General features: G+C 73.3%; 19 protein-coding genes and 1 tRNA gene. 8 read left to right on the top strand and 12 right to left on the bottom strand.

All coding sequences use genetic code 11. The features are described from left to right. Window positions 1-10: 10 nt before the first annotated feature. The 6 genes from gatB to mnmA form a co-directional block, all read right to left on the bottom strand. Complete coding sequence (gene gatB, locus EDF38_RS11855) at window positions 11-1,510, bottom strand: Asp-tRNA(Asn)/Glu-tRNA(Gln) amidotransferase subunit GatB (protein WP_123355590.1); 1,500 nt, start codon at window positions 1,508-1,510, stop codon at window positions 11-13. Next, window positions 1,510-3,060 carry an Asp-tRNA(Asn)/Glu-tRNA(Gln) amidotransferase subunit GatA gene (gene gatA / locus EDF38_RS11850; protein ID WP_123355589.1) on the bottom strand — a complete coding sequence of 517 codons (1,551 nt, stop codon included), beginning with the start codon at window positions 3,058-3,060 and terminating at the stop codon, window positions 1,510-1,512. The genes gatB and gatA overlap by 1 nt, the downstream gene beginning before the upstream one ends. 2 nt (window positions 3,061-3,062) lie before the next feature. After that, entirely contained in the window at window positions 3,063-3,362 is a 300-nt protein-coding gene (gatC, locus tag EDF38_RS11845) for an Asp-tRNA(Asn)/Glu-tRNA(Gln) amidotransferase subunit GatC (protein ID WP_123355588.1), read from the bottom strand. Window positions 3,363-3,446: 84 nt separating this feature from the next. Then, entirely contained in the window at window positions 3,447-4,922 is a 1,476-nt protein-coding gene (locus EDF38_RS11840; protein ID WP_148061491.1) for an alpha/beta hydrolase, read from the bottom strand. 156 nt (window positions 4,923-5,078) lie between these two features. Continuing rightward, on the bottom strand, window positions 5,079-7,397 hold the full coding sequence (gene ligA / locus EDF38_RS11835) for an NAD-dependent DNA ligase LigA (protein ID WP_123355586.1): 2,319 nt from the start codon (window positions 7,395-7,397) through the stop codon (window positions 5,079-5,081). A gap of 9 nt (window positions 7,398-7,406) precedes the next feature. Then, window positions 7,407-8,525, bottom strand: coding sequence for a tRNA 2-thiouridine(34) synthase MnmA (gene mnmA, locus EDF38_RS11830; protein ID WP_123355585.1), 1,119 nt, complete (start codon window positions 8,523-8,525; stop codon window positions 7,407-7,409). 41 nt (window positions 8,526-8,566) lie between these two features. Between mnmA and EDF38_RS11825 the strand changes: the two genes are divergently transcribed. The 3 genes from EDF38_RS11825 to EDF38_RS11815 all read left to right on the top strand — a co-directional run bounded on the left by EDF38_RS11825 (window position 8,567) and on the right by EDF38_RS11815 (window position 10,793). Beyond that, window positions 8,567-9,841 (top strand): MFS transporter, encoded by a 1,275-nt coding sequence (locus EDF38_RS11825; protein WP_233572410.1) that lies wholly within the window; start codon window positions 8,567-8,569, stop codon window positions 9,839-9,841. A 40-nt stretch (window positions 9,842-9,881) separates the two neighbouring features. Next, a tRNA-Leu gene (locus EDF38_RS11820) sits at window positions 9,882-9,963 on the top strand. A gap of 95 nt (window positions 9,964-10,058) precedes the next feature. Continuing rightward, window positions 10,059-10,793, top strand: coding sequence for a DedA family protein (locus EDF38_RS11815; RefSeq protein WP_123355583.1), 735 nt, complete (start codon window positions 10,059-10,061; stop codon window positions 10,791-10,793). Between the two features lie 74 nt (window positions 10,794-10,867). Here the strand turns inward: EDF38_RS11815 and EDF38_RS11810 are convergent, their stop codons facing one another. From EDF38_RS11810 to murI, 3 genes are all read right to left on the bottom strand, one after another. After that, the gene (locus EDF38_RS11810; protein ID WP_123355582.1) at window positions 10,868-11,470 is read right to left on the bottom strand and encodes a non-canonical purine NTP pyrophosphatase; all 603 of its coding nucleotides are present in this window, start codon (window positions 11,468-11,470) and stop codon (window positions 10,868-10,870) included. Further along, window positions 11,467-12,213 (bottom strand): ribonuclease PH, encoded by a 747-nt coding sequence (rph, locus tag EDF38_RS11805; protein WP_123355581.1) that lies wholly within the window; start codon window positions 12,211-12,213, stop codon window positions 11,467-11,469. Before rph ends, EDF38_RS11810 begins: the two co-directional genes overlap by 4 nt. A 100-nt stretch (window positions 12,214-12,313) precedes the next feature. Beyond that, window positions 12,314-13,156, bottom strand: coding sequence for a glutamate racemase (gene murI, locus EDF38_RS11800; protein WP_123355580.1), 843 nt, complete (start codon window positions 13,154-13,156; stop codon window positions 12,314-12,316). Window positions 13,157-13,236: 80 nt separating this feature from the next. Between murI and EDF38_RS11795 the strand changes: the two genes are divergently transcribed. Beyond that, on the top strand, window positions 13,237-14,487 hold the full coding sequence (locus tag EDF38_RS11795) for a nicotinate phosphoribosyltransferase (protein ID WP_233572450.1): 1,251 nt from the start codon (window positions 13,237-13,239) through the stop codon (window positions 14,485-14,487). A gap of 34 nt (window positions 14,488-14,521) precedes the next feature. Here the strand turns inward: EDF38_RS11795 and EDF38_RS11790 are convergent, their stop codons facing one another. The 3 genes from EDF38_RS11790 to EDF38_RS16245 are packed head-to-tail and all read right to left on the bottom strand — an operon-like array spanning window position 14,522 to window position 17,827. After that, window positions 14,522-14,782, bottom strand: coding sequence for a DUF3039 domain-containing protein (locus EDF38_RS11790; RefSeq protein ID WP_123356030.1), 261 nt, complete (start codon window positions 14,780-14,782; stop codon window positions 14,522-14,524). 25 nt (window positions 14,783-14,807) lie between these two features. Further along, complete coding sequence (locus EDF38_RS15940) at window positions 14,808-16,373, bottom strand: ABC transporter permease (protein WP_158613369.1); 1,566 nt, start codon at window positions 16,371-16,373, stop codon at window positions 14,808-14,810. Beyond that, the gene (locus EDF38_RS16245) at window positions 16,349-17,827 is read right to left on the bottom strand and encodes an ABC transporter ATP-binding protein (protein ID WP_233572409.1); all 1,479 of its coding nucleotides are present in this window, start codon (window positions 17,825-17,827) and stop codon (window positions 16,349-16,351) included. Before EDF38_RS16245 ends, EDF38_RS15940 begins: the two co-directional genes overlap by 25 nt. 280 nt (window positions 17,828-18,107) lie before the next feature. Here EDF38_RS16245 and EDF38_RS11775 point away from each other — a divergent pair, with 280 nt between their 5' ends. The 4 genes from EDF38_RS11775 to EDF38_RS11760 are packed head-to-tail and all read left to right on the top strand — an operon-like array spanning window position 18,108 to window position 21,234. Beyond that, window positions 18,108-18,821, top strand: coding sequence for an NTP transferase domain-containing protein (locus tag EDF38_RS11775; RefSeq protein WP_123356026.1), 714 nt, complete (start codon window positions 18,108-18,110; stop codon window positions 18,819-18,821). Between the two features lie 50 nt (window positions 18,822-18,871). After that, on the top strand, window positions 18,872-19,669 hold the full coding sequence (locus EDF38_RS11770; RefSeq protein WP_233572408.1) for an ABC transporter permease: 798 nt from the start codon (window positions 18,872-18,874) through the stop codon (window positions 19,667-19,669). Next, complete coding sequence (locus EDF38_RS11765; RefSeq protein WP_123355578.1) at window positions 19,669-20,445, top strand: ABC transporter ATP-binding protein; 777 nt, start codon at window positions 19,669-19,671, stop codon at window positions 20,443-20,445. Before EDF38_RS11770 ends, EDF38_RS11765 begins: the two co-directional genes overlap by 1 nt. A gap of 9 nt (window positions 20,446-20,454) precedes the next feature. Then, window positions 20,455-21,234: a hypothetical protein gene (locus tag EDF38_RS11760; RefSeq protein ID WP_233572407.1), complete on the top strand. Its 780-nt coding sequence runs from the start codon at window positions 20,455-20,457 to the stop codon at window positions 21,232-21,234. The last annotated feature ends 111 nt before the right edge of the window (window positions 21,235-21,345 follow it).

The raw sequence follows: 21,345 nt of genomic DNA, 5'->3' as shown, positions 1-21,345 counted from the left end.
GCCGCGGGCGTCAGGCCTGGGCCCTCTCGAGCACCAGCTCACGCACGCGAGCGGCGTCGGCCTGGCCCTTCATGGCCTTCATGACGGCGCCGATGACGGCGCCGGCGGCCTGCACCTTGCCGTCGCGGATCTTCGCGAGCACGTCGGGCTGGCCGGCGAGCGCCTCGTCGATGGCGGCGATGAGCGCCCCGTCGTCCGAGACGACGGCGAGGCCCCGCGAGGCCACGACCTCGGCGGGCGAGCCCTCGCCGGCGACGACGCCCTCGAGCACCTGGCGGGCGAGGCGGTCGGTCAGGTCGCCGCTCTCGACGAGCGCGACGATCTCGCTGACGTGGCGGGGCGACACGAGCGTCGAGGCCTCGACGCCCGCGGCGTTGGCGAGGCGGGCGATCTCGCCGGTCCACCACTTGCGGGCGGCCTGCGGCGACGCCCCGGCCGCGACGGTGTCGACGAGCTCCTGCAGGAGGCCGGAGTTGACGACGTCCTGGAACTCCTGGTCGGCGAAGCCCCAGTCGGCCTTGAGCCGGCGGCGCATCGCGACGGGCGCCTCCGGCAGCGCGAGGCGCAGCTCCTCGACGAGCGAGCGCGGCGGCACGACGGGCAGCAGGTCGGGCTCGGGGAAGTAGCGGTAGTCGTCGGCGTCGCTCTTCGGGCGGCCCGCCGAGGTGCGGCCGGTGTCTTCGTGCCAGTGGCGGGTCTCCTGCGTGATCGTCCCGCCCGCGGCGAGGATCGCGGCCTGCCGCTGGATCTCGTGGCGCACCGCGCGCTCGACCGAGCGGAACGAGTTGACGTTCTTCGTCTCGGTCCGCGTGCCGAGCGCCTCCTGGCCGTGCGGGCGCAGCGACACGTTGGCGTCGCAGCGGAGGTTGCCGCGCTCCATGCGCGCCTCGCTGACGCCGAGCGCGCGCACGATGTCGCGGATCGTCGACACGTACGCGGCCCCGAGCTCGGGCCCGAGGGCACCGGCGCCGATGATCGGCTTCGTGACGATCTCGACGAGCGGGATGCCCGCACGGTTGTAGTCGACGAGCGAGTACTCGGCGCCCTGGATGCGACCGGTCGAGCCGCCGACGTGCGTCAGCTTGCCGGCGTCCTCCTCCATGTGGGCGCGCTCGATCGGCACGTGGAAGACGGTGCCGTCGGGCAGTTCGACCTCGACCTCGCCCTCGAAGGCGATCGGCTCGTCGAATTGGCTGACCTGGTAGTTCTTGGGGTTGTCGGGGTAGAAGTAGTTCTTCCGCGCGAAGCGCGAGCTCTCCGCGATCGAGCAGCCGAGCGCGAGACCGAGGCTGATCGAGTAGCGGACGGCCTGCTCGTTGACGACGGGCAGCGAGCCCGGCAGGCCGAGGTCGACCGGGGTGACGTTGGTGTTCGGGGCACCGCCGAAGAAGTTCGGGGCGTCGGAGAACATCTTGGTCTTCGTCGCGAGCTCGACGTGCACCTCGAAGCCGAGGACGACCTCGTACTTCTGCAGGGCCTCGTCGTAGTCCATCAGGTCTGCCTTGGCCATCAGATGACTCCCTCGGTGGCGGCGTTCTGCTCGGTGGCGCTGAGGTCGGGGGCACGCGAGATGAGCGTGCGGCCCCAGCCCTGCTCGAGCAGCTGCTCGAGCGCGGCGCCGTAGGTGTACAGGCGGGCGTCCTCGCGGGCGGGGGCCATGAACTGGAGCCCCGTCGGCAGGCCGTCCTCCTCCGCGAGGCCCATCGGCACCGTGATGCCGGGCACGCCGGCCAGGTTCGCGGGGATCGTCGTGATGTCGTTGAGGTACATCGACAGCGGGTCGTCGAGCTTCTCGCCGAGCGGGAACGCCGTGGTGGGCGCCGACGGCGAGACGAGCACGTCGACCTGGTCGAACGCGGCGGCGAAGTCGCGCTGCACGAGCGTCCGCACCTTCTGCGCGCTGCCGTAGTAGGCGTCGTAGTAGCCGGCGCTGAGGGCGTACGTGCCGAGGATGATCCGGCGCTTGACCTCGGGGCCGAAGCCGGCCTCACGGGTCGCGGCCATGACGTCCTCGACGGTGCCGCGTCCCTCGGGCACGACGCGGAGGCCGAAGCGCACCGAGTCGAACTTCGCGAGGTTGGACGACGCCTCCGCCGGCAGGATGAGGTAGTACGCGCTGATCGCGTGCTCGAAGCTCGGGGCCGAGACCTCGACGATCTCGGCGCCGGCGCCGGCCATCAGCGCGAGGGCCTCGGCGAACCGGGTCTTGACGCCCGTCTGGAAGCCGTCGCCGTTCAGCTCCTTCACCACGCCGATCCGCACGCCGCGGAGGGCGTCGCCGGCGAGGCCGGCGCGGGCGGCGTCGGCGAACGAGGGCCACTCGTCGCGCAGCGAGGTCGAGTCGCGGGGGTCGTGCCCCTTGATGACGTCGTGCAGCAGCGCGGAGTCGAGCACGGTGCGGCTGACCGGTCCGACCTGGTCGAGCGAGCTCGCGAGCGCGATGGCGCCGTAGCGGCTGACCGAGCCGTAGGTCGGCTTCACGCCGACCGTGCCGGTGACGGCGCCGGGCTGGCGGATGGAGCCACCGGTGTCGCTGCCGAGCGCCAGGGGGGCCTCGAAGGCGGCGACGGCCGCGGCCGAGCCGCCGCCCGAGCCGCCGGGGATGCGGTCGAGCGACCACGGGTTGTGCGTCGGTCCGTAGGCCGAGAACTCGGTCGACGAGCCCATGGCGAACTCGTCCATGTTCGTCTTGCCGAGGGGGACGAGGTCGGCGGCGCGGATCTTGCGCACCACGGTCGCGTCGTACGGGGGCACCCAGCCCTCGAGGATCTTGCTGCCCGAGGTCGACGGCATGTCGATCGTGCAGAGGACGTCCTTGACGGCGATCGGCACGCCGGCGAGCGCGCCCATCGACTCGCCCGCGGCGCGGCGACGGTCGACGTCCGCCGCCGTCGTGAGGGCGGCGTCGCTGACGTGGAGGAAGGCGTGCACGTCGCCGTCGACGGCGGCGATGCGGTCGAGGTGCGCCTGGGCGACCTCGACGGCGGAGACGTCGCCGGCGGTGAGCTTCGCGGACAGGTCGGCCGCGCTGAGGCGGACCAGGGAGGAGGCGTCGGTCATCTCTACTGTTCTTCTCCCAGGATCGCGGTCACGCGGAAGCGCGAGCCGTCGTGGTCGGGGGCCCCCGAGAGCGCCTGCTCGACCGTGAGCGTCTCGCCCACGACGTCGGCGCGGAACACGTTCTCGAGCGGGATGGGGTGGCTCGTCGCGGGGACGTCGTCGGTCGCCACCTCTCGCACCTTGGCGACGTTGTCGACGATCTGGCCCAGCTCGCGGGTCATCGTGTCGATCTCGTCGGGGGTGAGGGCGATGCGGGCGAGACCGGCGAGGTGCTCGACCTGCTCGCGCGTGATTTCAGACATGCTGCTCCGTCACGGGGGTCGTCGGGGTGCCGCGGTCGGCGGCACCGCACGATTCTACGGGGCGGTGCCGGGCCCGGCGGCCGGTCAGTCGCGCAGCAGCACGTCCTGCGGCCGCACGAGCGAGATGTCGGGCGCCGTGGGCGTCGGGTCGTCGGGGCTCGGCGCCCGCCCGTCGACGAGGTCGCCGCGGCCCAGGCCCACGAGGGCGAGGCTGCGCAGCGACTCGGTGCCGGGGCGGAGGTAGTCGTTGTGGCCGAGCGCTGCTCCGAGGGCGCGTCCCGTGACGGCGTCCGCGCCTCCCCCGGTGTGCAGGATCACGGCGCCGAAGCCGCCGGTCGCGGGGTCGGCCCCGAAGTAGCCGCTGCCCGCCACGGGGTCGAAGCTGCCGGCCGCGGCGTAGACGTCGCCGTCCGTCACGGCGAGCTGCCCGACCGTCGGCACGACGCTGCCGGGCGAGCCGAGCAGCGCCAGCGAGTCGACCGAGACGCGGCCCGACGACAGGGCGAGCGTGGCCGTCGTCGAGCCGTACGAGTGGGCGATCACGGTGACCCGGGCGGGGTCGGAGGCACGGGCGGCGTCGAGCCCGGAGATCGCGTCCTCGAGGCGCTCGGCCCCCGCGGTCGCGAGGCCGAGGTCGTAGACGTTGGTGAGGTCGGGCGTGCGGTAGCCCATCCAGGCCACCACGGCGGTCGTGTCGAGCTGCGCGTCCGGGCGGCCGAGCAGGTACGACCACGAGCGCTGCTCGTCCCACAGCTCGCCTGCGGTCGTCGACCAGTCGACGAGCTGGCCGCCGACGGTGAAGAACATGCCGGGCACGAGCACGCTGACGTCGTCGGCGGTGTCGAGGTGTCCGATCGCGACGGCGGCCCGGCCGGGCATCACGGTGTCGAGCACGACCAGCTGCCGGTCGGCGTCGCCGGCCTCGTGGTCGCGGAGGGCCAGCTGCACCTGCTGCAGCATGCGCAGCCGGGCGGCGTCGCCGTCCTGCGCCAGGCCGGAGTCGAGCCGGGCGCGGAGCTCGCTCGTCGCCGCGGCGAGGAAGAGCCGGTTCGCCTGGTCGCGCACGTCGTAGGGCACGCCCTCGAGCTCGCCGACGACGCCCGGCAGGTCGCCGGTCAGCGAGAGCTGCCGCGAGCCGTCGAGGCCGGCCCACCAGGCGGCCGTGCGCGGGGCGTCGACGCCGCGGGTGAGCGCCGCGACGACCGTCGACGCCGTGTCGCCGTCGGCGTCGAACGAGGCGGCCCAGCGCGACACCTCCGACGAGGAGGCGCTGGCCAGCCCGTCGAGGCACGCCTGCGCCGTCGGGTCGGTCGCGTCGTCGCCCGGCGACGGCTCCGTCGGCCGCCCGGCGATCGCCGCGCACGCCGCGAGCGGCTCGGTCTCGGCCGCCTCGGCCGGGGCTGCGGGGGTCACGACCACCTCGGACGGGGCTGCGTCGTCCGACCTCGTGACGAGGGCGGCGAGCGTCACGTCCGCCCTCGGCTGCGGCAGGACGGCGAGCCCGGAGGCGCCCGGGGAGGCCGCCGAGGCGGCCGGAGGCACGCCAGGGACTTCGACCACCCCTGCGAGATGGATCGACGCAGAAAGGATGGCTGCAACGAGGAACAGCACGTCGGGTCTTTCCCCCTCGATACGCACCTGTACCCCAGCTCCCTACAGCCAGTGTCGATGCGTCCTCACATCCTAGGAGCGGCCCCCCTCGCAGGGCCAGGGGATTCAGTCCTCCTCGACCTCGTCGCCCCCCGAACTGGGGTCGTCGAACGCTTGCGGGCCCTCCTTAAGGAGGACACGGAACTGGTCGGCGTCGATGATCCGTACCCCGAGCTGTTCCGCCTTGGTGAGCTTCGAGCCGGCGCCCGGGCCCGCCGCGACGAAGTGGGTCTTCTTGCTGACGCTGTTGCCGGCCTTGCCGCCCGCCGCGATGATCGCCTCCTGGGCGCCCTCACGGCTGAAGCCCTCGAGGCTGCCCGTCGCGACGACCGTGATGCCGGCCAGCGGCCCGCCGGCCTCGGCCGCCGCGCCGGGGCCGGGGTGGCCGGGCGTCGTGAACTGCACGCCGGCGGCCGTCCACCGGTCGATGATCTCGACGTGCCACGGCACCTCGAACCAGGCGAGGAGGGCGTCGGCGATGATGCCGCCCACCCCGTCGACCGCGGCGAGGTCGTCGCGCGACGCGGACCGCATCGCGTCGAGCGAGCCGAAGTGGTTCGCGAGCGCCCGGGCGGCGACCGGCCCGACGTGCCGGATGCTCAGGCCCACGAGGATGCGCCAGAGCGGGCTCGTCTTCGCGGCGTCGAGGTTCGCGAGCATCTCGCGGGCCGTCTTCGACGGCACGCTGACCTCGTCGCCGGCGAACTCGGCGGCCTCGGGGTCGAACGGCCCGTCGGCCTTCGAGCGTCGACGACGGAACGGCGTGACGAGCTTGGGCGCCCCGCTCTCGTCGAGCTTCTCCAGGCCGGTCTCGGAGTCGCGCACGACGACCCGGACCGGGAAGACGTCGGTCATCGTCAGGTCGAAGAGCCCCGCCTCGGTGCGGAGCGGCGGAGTGGCGGGCTCGACGGGCTGCGTGAGCGCCGCCGCCGCCACCTCGCCGAGGCCCTCGACGTCGAGGGACCCGCGCGAGGCGATGTGCTCGACACGACCGCGGACCTGCGCCGGGCAGCTCTCGGCGTTCGGGCAGCGGAGGTCGATGTCGCCCTCCTTCGCCGGGGCGAGGGTCGTGCCGCACTCCGGGCACTCGGTCGGCATGACGAACTCGCGCTCGGTGCCGTCGCGGAGCTCGACGACCGGCCCGAGCACCTCGGGGATCACGTCGCCCGCCTTGCGCAGCACGACGGTGTCGCCGATCAGCACGCCCTTGGCCTTCACCACCTGCTGGTTGTGCAGGGTCGCCTGACGCACCTCGCTGCCGGCGACCTCGACCTTCTCCATGACGGCGAAGGGCGTCGCCCGGCCGGTGCGGCCGACGCTGACGACGATGTCGAGCAGCGTCGTGTTGACCTCCTCCGGCGGGTACTTGAAGGCCGTCGCCCAGCGCGGGGCGCGGCTCGTCGAGCCCAGCTCTTCGTGGAGGCCCAGGTCGTCGACCTTGACGACGATGCCGTCGATCTGGTGCTCGACCGACGAGCGACGGACGCCGTAGTCGTGGATGAACGCGACGACGTCGGCGACCTCGTCGTGCACGCGGTAGTGGCTCGAGGTCGGCAGCCCCCACGACGCGAGCAGCTCGTAGACCTCGCTCTGCGCGGTGACCTCGGTGTCGCGCTCGAGCTCGCGCACCGGCCACGCGCCGATGCCGTGCACGAGCATGCGGAGGCTGCGGAGGCGCTGGTCCATCAGGGCGCGCTTCTCGGGGCTCTTGCCCTCGGCCTTCTGGCGCAGCGACCCCGCGGCGGCGTTGCGGGGGTTCGCGAAGACGCGCTCGCCGGCCTCGCGCTGCCGGGCGTTCAGCTGGTCGAACTCGGCGACCGGGAAGAAGATCTCGCCCCGCACCTCGACGATCGGCGGGTGCCCCGTGCCGCTCAGCCGTTCGGGGATGGTGCCCATCGTGAGCACGTTGCCGGTGACGTCCTCGCCGACCACGCCGTCGCCGCGGGTCGCGGCCGTGACGAGCACGCCCTGCTCGTAGCGGAGGTTGATCGCGAGGCCGTCGATCTTGAGCTCGCAGAGCCAGCGCACGCGCTCGGCCCCGGCGTCGCGCTCGACCTTCGCGGCCCACTCGGCGAGCTCGTCGTCGCTGAACACGTTGTCGAGGCTGAGCATGCGCTCGGCGTGCTCGACCGGTGCGAACTGCGTCGTCTCGGCCCGACCGCCGACGGTCTGCGTCGGGCTGTCGGGCTTCTGCAGCTCGGGGTGCTCGCGCTCGATCGCGTCGAGGCGCCGAACGAGCGCGTCGTAGTCGGCGTCGCTGACGGTCGAGGCGTTGCCCTCGTAGTACTCGTCGCGCAGCTCGAGCACGCGCGCGGTGAGGCGCTCGGCCTCGTCGCGGGCGTCGCTCAGCTCGGCCGGGACGGCGGCGTCGTCCGCGTCGCTCACGGCGGTCGCCTAGGCCGGGACGGGCACGGCGCTGACCGTGCGGTCGATGGTGCACTGGCCGAGCACGCGGGTGCCGACGTAGACGACGGCGGTCTGCCCGGGGGCGACGCCGCTGAGGGGCTCGTTGGGTGTGATCACGAGTTCCGTCCTACCCTCCGCCACCGACACCCGCGCGACGGCGGGCACCGGGTCGGCGTGGGCCCTGATCTGCACGTCGCACCCGAACGCCGTGGCGGGGTCGACCGGCGCGCGGCCGGCCCACGTGAACGAGCCGCCGGCGATCTCGGCGATGTCGAGCGCCTCCTTCGGCCCCACCACCACGGTGTTGTCGACCGGGCGCACCTCGAGCACGAAGCGCGGCTTGCCGTCGTCGGAGGGGAAGCCGATCGCGAGCCCCTTGCGCTGGCCGACCGTGAAGGCGTGAGCGCCCTGGTGCGTGCCGATCGCCTGCCCCGAGCGGTCGAGGATCGCGCCCGGCTCCGCGCCGACCCGCTCGGCCAGCCAGCCGCGGGTGTCGCCGTCGGGGATGAAGCAGATGTCGTGGCTGTCGGGCTTCGCCGCGACGCTGAGGCCGCGCGCGGCCGCCTCGGCGCGCACCTCGGCCTTCGAGGGCGTCGCGCCGAGCGGGAACATCGAGTGCGCCAGCTGCTCCGAGGTCAGCACGCCGAGCACGTACGACTGGTCCTTCGCCCACGCGGAGGCGCGGTGCAGCTCGTGCCCGCCCCGCCCGTCGTCGAGCACGGTCGCGTAGTGCCCCGTGCAGACGGCGTCGAACCCGAGGGCGAGCGCCTTCTCGAGCAGCGCCGCGAACTTGATGCGCTCGTTGCAGCGCATGCAGGGGTTCGGGGTGCGACCGGCCGAGTACTCGGCGACGAAGTCGTCGACGACGTCGAGCTTGAACCGCTCGGAGAAGTCCCACACGTAGTAGGGGATGCCGATCACGTCGGCGGCCCGCTGGGCGTCCATCGAGTCCTCGATGGTGCAGCAGCCGCGGCTGCCGGTGCGGAGGGTGCCGGGCATGCGGCTGAGGGCGAGGTGCACCCCGACCACGTCGTGGCCGGCCTCGACGGCCCGGGCCGCGGCGACCGCCGAGTCGACGCCGCCGCTCATCGCTGCGAGAACCTTCATCCGACAAGTGTAGGCAGGCCGGGCATAGTCTGGCGGGCGTCATGTCGCAGCCCTCCCCCGCACCCCGGCTCCGGTCGGTGGCCCTCTCGGCGTTCCTGCCCGCGGCGCTCTTCGCCATCGGCGAGGGGGCGATCATCCCGATCATCCCCGTGGTCGCGAGCGACCTCGGCGCCTCGCTGCCGTTCGCCGCGTTCGTGGCTGCGCTCATCCTCGTCGGCGAGCTCATCGGCGACGTCCCGAGCGGCTGGCTCGTCTCGCGCATCGGCGAGCGCACCGCCATGATCGGCGCGGCCCTCGTCAGCATCGTCGGGCTGCTGACGTGCGTGTGGGCGCCGGACGAGTGGGTGCTGGCCCTCGGCGTGCTGCTCGTCGGCCTCTCGACGGCGGTCTTCGCCCTCGCTCGGCACGCCTTCATGACGAGCTTCGTCCCGGTCGAGATCCGGGCCCGCGCCCTGTCGAGCCTCGGCGGCGTCTTCCGGCTCGGCTACTTCGTCGGCCCCTTCCTCTCGGCCGGCGCCATCCACCTCACCGGCTCGACGCAGTCGGCGTTCTGGATCCACGTCGTCGGCTGCCTCGGCGCCGCCGGCGTGCTGCTGGTGCTGCGCGACCCGACGGCCGTCCTCCGCGAGCGCCGGGCGGAGGCCGCGGCCGTGCCGCCCGGCGAGGTGCTCACCCCCGGCGAGGAGAAGGTCGCGAAGGAGGCGGAGGGCCTGTTCCGCACGCTCGCCCGCCACCGCGCGGTGCTCGTCAAGCTCGGCAGCGGCGCGGCGCTCATCGGCGCGATGCGGGCCGGCCGACAGGTGATCCTCCCGCTGTGGGCGGTCAGCATCGGCGTCAGCGCCCCGCAGACGGCGCTCATCATCGGCGTCGCGGGGGCCGTCGACTTCGCGCTGTTCTACACGAGCGGCCAGATCATGGACCGGTGGGGGCGCCTCTGGAGCGCCGTGCCGTCCATGGTCGGGCTCTCGGTCTCGTACCTCGCGCTCTCGCTGACCCACGACCTCGACGCCCGCGTGGGCTGGTTCGTCGCCGTGGCGATGGTCATGTCGCTCGCGAACGGGATCGGCAGCGGCATCCTCATGACGCTCGGCGCCGACCTCGCCGACCGCGCCGACCCGGCGCCGTTCCTCGGCGCCTGGCGGTTCACGGGCGACGCCGGCAGCGCGGCGGCTCCCCTGCTCATCTCCGGCCTCACGGCCGTCGTGTCGATCTCGCTGGCGAGCGGGGTGATGGGGCTGCTCGGCCTCGTCGGGGCCGCGATCCTGCTGCGCTACGTGCCGCGGTACTCGCCCCACGTGCCCCGGGAGCTGCGCTGACGGGTCGGTCCGCGCCTCCTCGGTACACTCGTCCCAGCCCGCGGGAGTGGTGAAATCGGCAGACACGCAGGATTTAGGTTCCTGTGCCTTCGGGCGTGAGGGTTCAAGTCCCTTCTCCCGCACCGATCGCGACGCCGGGCCGCGTCGCGCACGCTCGTTCGTCAGCGCGGCCGCGCGCGAGTAGCCTGAGGCCACCCGCACCTCGAGAAAGAGAACCATGCTGCCCCTGGCGACCATCTCGTGGCTGGATCCCGAATACCTCCTGTCGGCGTTCGGCCCCTGGGCCGTCCTCGGCGTCTGCCTGCTCGTGTTCGCCGAGACGGGCCTGCTGATCGGCTTCCTCTTCCCCGGCGACACCCTGCTCATCATCACGGGCATCCTCGCCGCGACGAACCCCGGCGCCCTCGGCCTGCCGATCTGGCTCATCGCGATCTTCATCGGCATCGCGGCCTTCGCGGGCGGCGAGCTCGGCTACCTCATCGGCCACAAGGTCGGCCCGCGCATCTTCGAGCGCCGCGAGAGCGGCCTCTTCAGCAAGGCCAACGTCAGGCGGACGAACGCCTTCTTCGAGAAGTTCGGCCCGCTCGCGGTGATCATCGCGCGGTTCGTGCCCGTGGTGCGCACCTTCGCGCCGATCATGGCCGGCGTCGGGCACATGAGCTACCGGCGCTACTCGCTCTACAACGGCATCGGGGCGATCGTCTGGGGCTTCGGCGTCACGATGCTCGGCTTCGGCATCGGGCACATCCCGCCGATCGCCGACTTCGTCAGCGAGTACATCGACCTCATCCTGCTGGGCGCGGTGCTCGCGACGGTGATCCCGATCGCGATCCACTACTTCCACGGGGTGCACGAGGCGAAGCAGCACGAGGCCGACGGAACGACCCCCGACGACGAGCCCGTGACGCCGGCCGTCGAGCCGAGCCCCGACCAGGCGTCGACCCAGGCCTGACGGCCACCGCGGGCGATCAGCCCGACCGGGCCCCGCGCCTCCCGGCGTCGGCGGCCCCACGGCGCGCCCGCGGGTCAGTCGGCGAGCGCCGCCACGTGCGGCGCGATCGCGCGGAAGGCGCGCGCTCGGTGGCTCACCGCGTTCTTCTCGCCCGTCGTGAGCTCCGCCGCGCTGCGGGTCTCGCCCTCGGGCCGGAACACCGGGTCGTACCCGTGCCCGCCCGTGCCGACCCGCGCCTCCAGGACCTCGCCCGGCCACTCGCCCTGCTCGACCACCTCGCGGCCCGGGACGCGGCCGTCGGCGGACGCCGGCACGACGAGCGCCGCGGCGCAGGAGAAGTGCGCCGAGCGGTCGGCGGCCCCGGAGAGCTCGGTCAGCAGCAGGTCGATGTTGTCGTCCTCGTCGCGGGTGCCCGCGTAGCGGGCCGAGTGGATGCCCGGTCGGCCGCCGAGGGCGTGCGCCGAGATGCCGCTGTCGTCGGCGAGCGACGGCAGCCCGGTGTGGGCGGCCGCCGCCCGGGCCTTGATGAGGGCGTTCGCGGCGAAGGTCTCGCCGTCCTCGATCGGCTCGGGCCCGTCGTAGGCCACGAGCTCGACGCCCGGCGCGGTCTCGGCGAGCAGCAGGCGCAGCTCGGCGACCTTGCCCTGGTTGTGCGTGGCGATGACGACCCGGGTCACGCGCCCAGCACCTCCCGCTGGATCACCGTGAGGTCGGCGCCGCCCGCCACCGCGAGGTCGAGCAGCGCGCCCAGCTCGCGGCGGTCGAAGGGCGCGCCCTCGGCGGTGCCCTGCACCTCGACGAACAGGCCGGCCCCGGTCATGACGACGTTCATGTCGGTCTCGGCGCGGACGTCCTCGACGTAGGCCAGGTCGAGCATCGGCTCGCCGTCGATGATGCCGACCGAGACGGCCGAGACGCTGTCGGTGAGGGGCGTCGCCTTCTGCGCGATGAACTTCTTGTCGCGGCCCCACTCGATCGCCTGGGCCAGGGCGACGTACGCGCCCGTGATGGCCGCCGTGCGCGTGCCGCCGTCGGCCTGCAGGACGTCGCAGTCGAGCACGATGGTGTTCTCGCCGAGCGCCTTCGTGTCGACGACGGCGCGCAGGCTCCGGCCGATGAGGCGGGAGATCTCGTGCGTGCGCCCGCCGATCTTGCCCTTGACGCTCTCGCGGTCGTTGCGCGAGTTCGTGGCCCGCGGCAGCATCGAGTACTCGGCCGTGACCCAGCCCTTGCCCTTGCCCGAGAGCCAGCGCGGCACGCCGTTCGTGAACGAGGCGGTGCAGAGCACCTTCGTGTCGCCGAACGAGACGAGCGCGCTGCCCTCGGCGTGGGTGCTCCAGCCCGTCTCGATGGTGACGGGGCGCAGCTGGTCGGCGCGGCGGCCGTCGGCGCGGACGGTGGGGTCGGTGGTGTCGCTCATGGTGCCTCCTGGGGGGCTCGGCGGTCGGTGGTCGTGGCGGTGCGGCGGGCGGTGCCCGCGGGCGAAGGGCACGAGGAGGCGCGGCCGGCGTCGCGCAGGATCACCGGCGCCCCGCTCCCGGCAGCTCGATCGCCCCGGTCTCGAGGTGCCCGACGCGTGAGACCTCGGGCCCGAGGAACCGCTTCGCCAGCCGGAGGAACCCGCCCTCGTCGCCGCCGGTCGCCTCGAACTCGTAGCGCGGGACGCTGCCGGCGGGGGCCTCGAGGTCGTGGTCGACGAGGGTGCGGTAGACGTCGGCGGCGGTCTCCTCCGCGCTCGACACGAGCCGCACCTCCGGCCCCATCACGTACTGGATCGCGGCCGACATCAGCGGGTAGTGCGTGCAGCCGAGCACGAGGGTGTCGACCTCGGCGGCGCGGAGGGGCGCGAGGTACTCCTCGGCGACGGCCCGCAGCTCGGGGCTCGACGTGTCGCCGGCCTCGACGAACTCGACGAAGCGCGGGCAGGCGCGGGTGACGAGGGTCAGCCCGGCGGCCGCGGCGAAGGCGTCTTCGTAGGCGCGCGAGCGGATGGTGCCCTCGGTGCCGATGACGCCCACTCGACCCGTGCGGGTCTGGCCGACGGCCGATCGCACGGCGGGCTGGATGACCTCGACCACGGGGATGCCGCGGGCCGCGGTGTAGCGCTCGCGGGCGTCGCGGAGCACGGCCGCCGACGCGGTGTTGCAGGCGATGACGAGCAGCTTCACGCCCTGCGCGACGAGGTCGTCCATGACCGCGAGGGCGTAGGCGCGGACGTCGGCGATCGGCTTGGGCCCGTAGGGCGAGTGGACGGTGTCGCCGACGTAGAGGATCGACTCGCGCGGCAGCTGGTCGATGATCGCGCGCGAGACGGTGAGGCCGCCGACGCCGCTGTCGAAGACTCCGATGGGTGCGTCCGTCACGCCGACGAGCCTACCCGTCGCCGTGCGCCTAGGCTGGCGGCGTGACGAGCGCGCTGCTGACCGACCGGTACGAGATCACGATGGTCGAGGCCGCCCTCCAGGCGGGCACCGCCGACCGCGCCTGCGTCTTCGAGCTCTTCGCCCGGCGCCTCCCCGAGGGCCGTCGCTACGGCGTCGTCGCGGGCACCGGGCGCTTCCTCGACGAGCTGTCGCGATTCCGGTTCGGCGAGCCCGAGCTCGAGTGGCTGCGGGCCGGCCGCATCGTCGACGACCGCACGATCGACTGGCTCGCCGACTACCGGTTCTCGGGCGACGTGCGCGGCTACGCGGAGGGCGAGGTCTACCTCCCCGGGTCGCCGATCCTCGTCGTCGAGTCGAGCTTCGCCGAGGGGGTCCTCCTCGAGACCCTCGCGCTCAGCGTCTTCAACTACGACTCGGCCGTCGCGAGCGCCGCCGCGCGCATGGTGTCGGCCGCCGACGGGCGACCGCTCGCCGAGATGGGCTCACGCCGCACCGGCGAGCGCAGCGCCGTCTCCGCCGCCCGCGCCGCCTGGATCGCCGGCTTCGGCGCCACGAGCAACCTCGAGGCCGGGCGCACGTGGGGCGTCCCGACGATGGGCACCGCCGCCCACGCGTTCACCCTCCTCCACGACACGGAAGAAGACGCCTTCCGCGCCCAGGTCGCCACGCTCGGGCCGGGCACGACGTTGCTCGTCGACACCTACGACGTGCCCACGGCCGTCCGCACGGCCGTCGAGGTCGCCGGCACCGGTCTCGGCGCCGTCCGCATCGACAGCGGCGACCTGCCGTCGGTCGTGGCACAGGTGCGTCGCCAGCTCGACGAGCTCGGGGCGACCGGCACGAAGATCACCGTCACCAACGACCTCGACGAGCACACGATCGCGGCCCTCCGCGCGGCTCCCGTCGACGCCTTCGGCGTCGGCACCTCCGTCGTCTCCGGCTCGGGCCACCCCGCCGCGGGCATGGTCTTCAAGCTCGTCGCCCGGCGCGACGGCGACGGCGCCTGGGTGTCGGTCGCCAAGAAGTCGGCCGAGAAGGCGACGGTCGGCGGCCGCAAGGCACCTGTCCGCGTGCTGGCCGACGGGGTCGCGACCACCGAGCTGGTGCGCATCGGCGACGACGACGCCCGCGACGGCGAGCGACCGTTGCTGGTGCCGCTCGTCACCGGCGGGGTCGTCGACGAGCGATGGCTCGGCGAGGCCGGCACGGCCCGGGCCCGTGAGCACCGCGCCGCGGCCGTGGCCGAGCTCCCGGCCGACGCCCTGCGCCTCAGCCGTGGCGAGCCGGTGCTGCCGACGGTCTACCGCTGACTCGCCGCGACCGCGGCCGCCGCCTGGACGCCGGCTACTCGGACTTCATCTTCTCGTAGATGTCCTTGCAGGTCGGGCAGACAGGGAACTTCTCCGGGTCGCGACCCGGGGTCCACTTCTTGCCGCAGAGGGCCTTGACGGGCTTGCCGCTCATGGCCGACTCCATGATCTTGTCCTTCTTCACGTAGTGCGAGAAGCGCTCGTGGTCGCCCGGGTCGACTACGTCCTCCGTGAGGAGCTTCTCGAGCTCGCGATCGAGGACGTCGAGGCCACCGCCGGTTTCCGTGTTGCTCATGCCGACCATCGTACGACGGCGTGGCCTAGCTGCGGAGGGTGAACGCGAGGAGCTCCGGTGCGCGCGCGGCGAACACCCGGGCGCCCGCCAGCACGCCGACCACGAGCACGACGAGCCCCACGCCGACCCCCGTCGCGAACGACCAGCCGCCGGCCCCGTCGACTCCCGCGAGCAGGTGCCGACCGGCGAACCAGAACGCGGGCGCGGTGAGCAGCAGCGTCCCCGCGATCATCGTCACCTGGGCCGTCACCGACGCGCTGCCGGCGGCCTGCGGCTGCTGGAACGGGTCGTCGTGCGGCCGCACCGCGGCGTACGGCATCGCCGCCGACATCACGCTCGAGAGCCCGAGGCCGCTGAGCAGCAGCCCGGCGCTGACGCCGAGCTCGGGCAGCAGGGCGGTCCAGTCGCCGAACGCCCAGACGGCCACGAGCGACCCGACCACGACCAGGGGCACCCCGATCAGCAACGGAGGCGCGAGCCGGCCCACGCGGTCCGCCAGGCCCTTCGTGTCGGTCGCCACGTGCAGCCACAGCGCGGTGCTGTCGTACGCGACGTCGTTGTGCGGCAGGAAGCCGAGGATGAGGCACATGAGGGGCACGGGCACGAGGGCGAGCCAGTGCCAGCTCACGCCGGCGATGCCGAGCGGCACGACGAGCAGGGGCAGGAAGGGGAGGATGACGAGCGACATCCGGTACCGGGCGTCGCGCGCCCAGTAGGTCAGGCTGCGGGCGGCCACGGCGCCGGTCGGCCCGGCGCGGACGAAGTCGAACCAGCCGAGCGTCGGCGAGCCCGGGGCGTCGTCGGCCTCGGGCCGGTCGGCGAGGCCGCGAGCCACGAGGGCCCGCCAGGCCGCGACGAGGCCCGCGAGCGTGACGACGGCGACGACCACGTCGGCGGCGACGCGACCGGAGTCGCCGGCCGCGACGTGGCCGGGCAGCGCCAGCGCCGCGCCGAAGGGCGTCCAGGCGAGGGCGTCCGCGATGACGCCGGTGCCCGAGCCGCCCGGCAGGGTCGACCGGACGAGGTCGATGACGAGGGGCACGAGCAGCAGGGCGACGACGACCGCGCCGACCGTGAGGAACTGGCGCGAGCGACGGGTCGTCAGCAGCACGGCGTTGACGGTGGAGGCGACGAGGGCGAGGAGCAACGCCGTGGCCCCGGCCATGAGGGCGGCGAGGACGGCCGCCGTCGCGACGCCCGACCCCGAGTCCCACGAGCGCACGTAGCCCGTCGACAGCACCGCGAGGGCGAGGGTGGGCAGGCCGACGGCCGCGCCCAGGGCGAGGCCGACCGCCGCGGGCGTCGCCGGGACGCCGAGCACGGCCAGGCGTCGGGGGTCGTGCCACGGGGGCCGCACCGTCGCGAAGGGCACGACGGCGAAGCCCACGAGCACGAGGGCTCCCCCGCCGACGACGAGCGCGCGCACGTCGGAGAGGGGGGCGTCGCGGAGTCCCCCGGCCAGGCCGGAGAGGACGAGCGAGGCGACGAGGACGAGGAGGACCGAGACGACCGTGACCATCAGCCGACCCGGGGTCGTGCGGACGGTGTTGGCGATCGTCTGGAGCCTCAGTCGGAGAAGCTCTGCAACCATTCCATGCCCTCCGTCACGGCGCGGCCGCCCGCGAGCTCCACGAACGTCTGCTCGAGCGAGCGTCCGGCGCGCACCTCGTCGACCGAGCCGCTGGCCAGCACGTGGCCGTCGACGATCACTGCGACGCTGTCGCAGATGCGCTCGACGAGGTCCATGCTGTGGCTCGACAGCAGCACCGTGCCGCCGCCGGCGACGTAGCGCTGCAGCACCTCGGTGACGGTGGCGGCCGAGACCGGGTCGACCGACTCGAAGGGCTCGTCGAGCACCAGCACGCGCGGCGAGTGGATGACGGCGGCCGCCAGGGCGATCTTCTTCGTCATGCCGACCGAGTAGTCGCTGACCAGGCGCCCGAGGGCGTCCTGCAGCCCGAAGGCCTCGGCGAGGTCGGCCGAGCGCTTGCGCGCCGTCGACCCGTCGAGGCCCCGGAGGGTGGCGGAGTAGTAGAGCAGCTGGGCGCCGGTGAGCCGGTCGAAGAGCCGGAGGCGGTCGGGCAGCACGCCGAGGGCGCGCTTGGCCGCGGCGGGGTCGGCCCAGACGTCGGAGCCGAGCACCGTCACGGTGCCCTCGTCGGGGCGGAGCAGCCCGGTCACGATCGACAACGTCGTCGTCTTGCCGGCGCCGTTGGGCCCGACGATGCCGTAGAAGGAGCCGGCGCGCACCTCGAGGTCGACACCCTCGACGGCCACGGTCCCGCCGTAGCGCTTGACGAGGCCCTTGATCGAGAGGACGACCGGCCGTTCGCCCGGGTCGGGCTCGCCCGACGTCTCGGCCTCGGCCTCGGCCTCGGCTTCGGCCTCTGGTTCGGCCTCTGCCTCGGCGTCGGCGTCGACGTCTGCGTCGGCGTCGACCTCGCCTCCGGGCGCCGTCACGAGCGAGGTCGACGGAGCGTCCTCGGCCACGGCCACGGCCACGGCCTCGGCCCCGGACCCGTCGTCGGCTGTCTCGTCGTCCTGCGACGGAGCGGCCTCGACGAGCTCGGGCGCGTCGTCCACGGGTCCCGCAGGCGCATCCGTCGGCTCGTCCACCGTCTCGGGCGTCGCCGTGCCGGCCTCGGTCGCGACCTCCGCGTCGACGACGGCGTCCTCGGCGACCTCGGCCTCCTCGGCTGCTGCGGCGGCGGCCGCGGCCGCGGCGGCTGCCCGAGCCCGGGCGTTCGCGGCCCGTGTGGCGGCGGCCTTCTTCGCCGCGGCCGACCGGTCGGCGGCGGTGCGCGGGGAGGAGGGCTTGCGCTTGGGGGCGGGCCGGGAGCCGCCGGGAGTCGATCCCGGCCGCGCGGGCGCCGCCGAGGAGGGGGCCGCAGCGGCCTCGTCGCCGACCCGCGCCTCCTGCGGGCCGGTCGCCTCGCGCGCCGTCGCCTCGTCGTCCATCGCGTCCCCCCGTGTGCCCGTGTCGTCGCCGTGGCCCTGCGGTCGACCGGGGTGCGCACCCGTCTGGTCGTCGCGCTCAGGAACCATCGGTCAACCGTACCGCCCGTCGTGCCCCGTCACCCGCACGGCGTCGTCGCATCACGAAAAGGACACGACTATGCCCCGCGACGTACCCCGACGAGGAGGCGCACGCTACTCTGGGGAAGCACGACGACGTGTCCAGATCGAGGCTCCGCGGTGAACTCCGCTCGAACACGAGACGGAATCGGCCCCGATGACGGCGGCCTTCCGATCCGCCGGGGCGACCGAGGACGACGGAGATACCCGTCCTCGCCCCTGTGAGGAGCAAGACGTGAGCCGCACCGACATGAACCGCAAGAACGACATCGCCGCCCAGCAGGTCGTCATCCTGGCCGCCGGGCTCGGCAGCCGCCTCGGGCGTTCGTTGCCCAAGTCGCTCACCGAGCTGAGCGACGGCCGCACGATCATGCAGCAGCAGTTCGAGAACATCCACGAGGCCTTCGGCGAGCGCGCCCGCATCACGGTCGTCGTCGGCTACAAGTTCGAGCACATCGTCGAGGCCTTCCCCGACGCCTCGTTCGTCTACAACGAGCAGTACGACCAGACCAACACGTCGAAGAGCCTGCTCCGCGCCCTGCAGGCCAGCGCCGCGGGCGGCGTCCTGTGGATGAACGGCGACGTCGTCTTCGACCCCGAGGCCCTGAAGCGCGCCGCGCGCCTCGTCCGCGACGACCAGTCGTTCGTCACGGTCAACACCTCGAAGGTCTCCGACGAAGAGGTCAAGTACACGACCGACGCCGAGGGCTACATCGACGAGCTGTCGAAGCAGGTCAAGGGCGGGCTCGGCGAGGCCGTCGGCATCAACTACGTCTCCGGCGCCGACAAGCAGGCGCTCCAGCGCCAGCTGGGCAAGGTCGGCGCGCAGGACTACTTCGAGCGCGGCATCGAACTGGCGATCGAGCAGGACGGGCTACTCTTTGAGCCCGTGGACATCACCGACCTCTACGCCGTCGAGGTCGACTTCGCCGAAGACCTCGAGCGCGCGAACCTGTTCGTCTGATCACCGGGCGCCAGGCGCTCGGGGGTGTCCCCCGACCGCTGAGGACGACCGTGAGCACTGCCCTGGCCGAGCGCCCGCGCCGATCCGGTGCCGCCCGCTACCGCCAGACCCTGTGGCTGCTGACGAGTCGCGACCTCAAGGTCCGCTACTCGACCTCGGCGCTCGGCTACGTCTGGTCGATCCTCGACCCGCTCGTCATGGCGGGCATCTACTACTTCGTCTTCCAGGTCGTGTTCCAGCGCGACGTCGGGGCCGAGCCGTACATCGTGTTCCTCCTCAGCGGGCTCCTGCCGTGGATGTGGTTCAACGGCGCCGTCTCGGACAGCACCCGGGCGTTCCTCCGCGAGGCCAAGCTCGTGCGGTCGACGAAGATCCCCCGCACGATCTGGGTGCTCCGCCTCGTCGGGTCGAAGGGCATCGAATTCGCCCTGAGCCTCCCCGTGCTGGCGCTGTTCGCCGTGCTCGGGGGTGCGCACCTGCACTGGCAGGTCGTCTTCTTCCCCCTGGCGATGGTGATGCAGGCCGTGCTCGTGGCCGGCGTCGGGCTGATCGTCGCTCCGCTCGTCGTGTTCTTCCGCGACCTCGAGCGAGCCACGAAGCTGGCCCTGCGGTTCCTCTTCTACGCGTCGCCGATCATCTACGGCACGAACGACCTGCCCGAGCAGCTGCACGTGCTGGCGGCCTTCAACCCGCTGAGCGGCATCTTCGGGCTGTACCGCTCGGCCTTCTTCCCGGAGCAGCTCGACGTCCTCGAGGCGGTCGTCGGCGGAGGCATGTGCCTCGCGTTGCTGGCCGTCGGCCTCGTCGTGTTCCGCCGCAGCGAGCGCGCCGTGCTGAAGGAGATCTGATGGACGACGTCTCATCCCCCGCCGGCGCCACGGCGCCCGTGATCAGCGTGGCCGGGGTCGGGATCCGCTTCCGCCGCAACCGCCGAGGGCGTCGGTCGTTCAAGGACCTCTTCTCCGACAGCCGCCGTCGAAGCCGTCCGGGCGAGTTCTGGGCCCTCCGCGACGTCTCGTTCGACGTCCGGCCCGGTGAGGCCATCGGCGTGGTGGGCCGCAACGGCCAGGGCAAGTCGACCCTGCTCAAGCTCGTGGCCGAGGTGATCCTCCCCGACACCGGGCACGTCGTCGTGCGCGGCGGGGTGGCGCCGCTCATCGAGATCACCGGCGGCTTCGTGGCCGACCTGACGGTGCGCGACAACGTCTACCTGACGGCGGGGCTGCACGGCATGAGCCGGGCCGAGATCGACGAGCGCTTCGACGAGATCATCGACTTCGCCGAGATCGCGGCCTTCGTAGACACGCCCTACAAGCACCTCTCCAGCGGCATGAAGGTCCGCATCGCCTTCGCGGTGATCTCGCGCCTCGACGAGCCCGTCATCCTGGTCGACGAGGTGCTGGCGGTCGGCGACGCGGCCTTCCGCGAGAAGTGCTACCGCCGCATCGAGCAGATGCTCGCCGACGGTCGCACCCTCTTCCTCGTGTCGCACAACGAGCGCGACCTCAAGCGCTTCTGCGACCGCGGCCTCTACCTGGACGGCGGTCAGCTCGTGCTGGACGGCCCCATCGAGGAGGCGCTGGCCCGCTACCGCTCCGACCATCCTCCCCGGCCCGCGGCGTAGGCTCTGGCGATGCCCGCCGAGAACGACCAGCCGCTCGACCCCTACGTCACGGGCGACCGCCCCCTCGAGTCGACCCCCGAGACCAAGGACGACGACGACCAGGCGGACCTCGAGTCCTCCCCCTGGCTCCGGCGGCTCGACCGCGTGCTGTCGGTGCAGCGGCCGGTCGCCGTCCGCCACGTCCGCGCACTGCGTCGTCGGCACAAGAAGGCCTCGCCGGAACAGCTGATCCGCATCCTCGAGCGCGAGTACCTGGCCGCGGTCACGACCGGCGGCGCGGCCGTCGGGGCCAGCGCCGTCGTGCCCGGCGTGGGCTGGGGCGTCGCCCTCGCGCTCTCCGGCGTCGAGACCGCCGGGTTCCTCGAGGCCAGCGCGCTCTTCGCCCAGTCCGTCACCGAGGTGCACGGCATCGCCGTCACGGACCCCGAGCGGGCCCGAGCGCTCGTCATGACGATGATCCTCGGCACCCCGGGGGCGGCGCTCGTGAGGCAGTTCGCGGGCGAGGCGATCGGCACGGCCCCGGCCCGGACGGCCTTCTGGGGCGAGCTCGTCACCGAGAAGGTGCCGAAGGCAGCGCTCGGCGGCCTCACCGACACGGTGAGGAAGCACTTCGTCCGGCGCTTCGCGGCCTCGCAGGGCGCGACCATCCTCGGGCGTGCGGTGCCCTTCGGCATCGGCGCCGTCGTCGGCGGCGCGGGCAACCACATGCTGGGCCGCAAGGTCGTCACGAGCGCCCGGGCGGCCTTCGGACCGGCCCCGTCGTCGTTCCCGCCCGAGCTCGAGGCCTGAGCCCGCGCGGTCGACCGCCCGCGCCTCCACCGTCCCCGGCCTCGCGCCTCCTCCCCGGTGGCGCCTCCTCCCCAGCATCTCCGCGTCGACGTCGCGGGCTCGCCCTACGGT

It is taken from the genome of Frigoribacterium sp. PhB160 (genome assembly GCF_003751785.1).
Lineage (GTDB): Bacteria > Actinomycetota > Actinomycetes > Actinomycetales > Microbacteriaceae > Frigoribacterium.
This window is presented reverse-complemented; position numbering and strand designations above follow the sequence as displayed.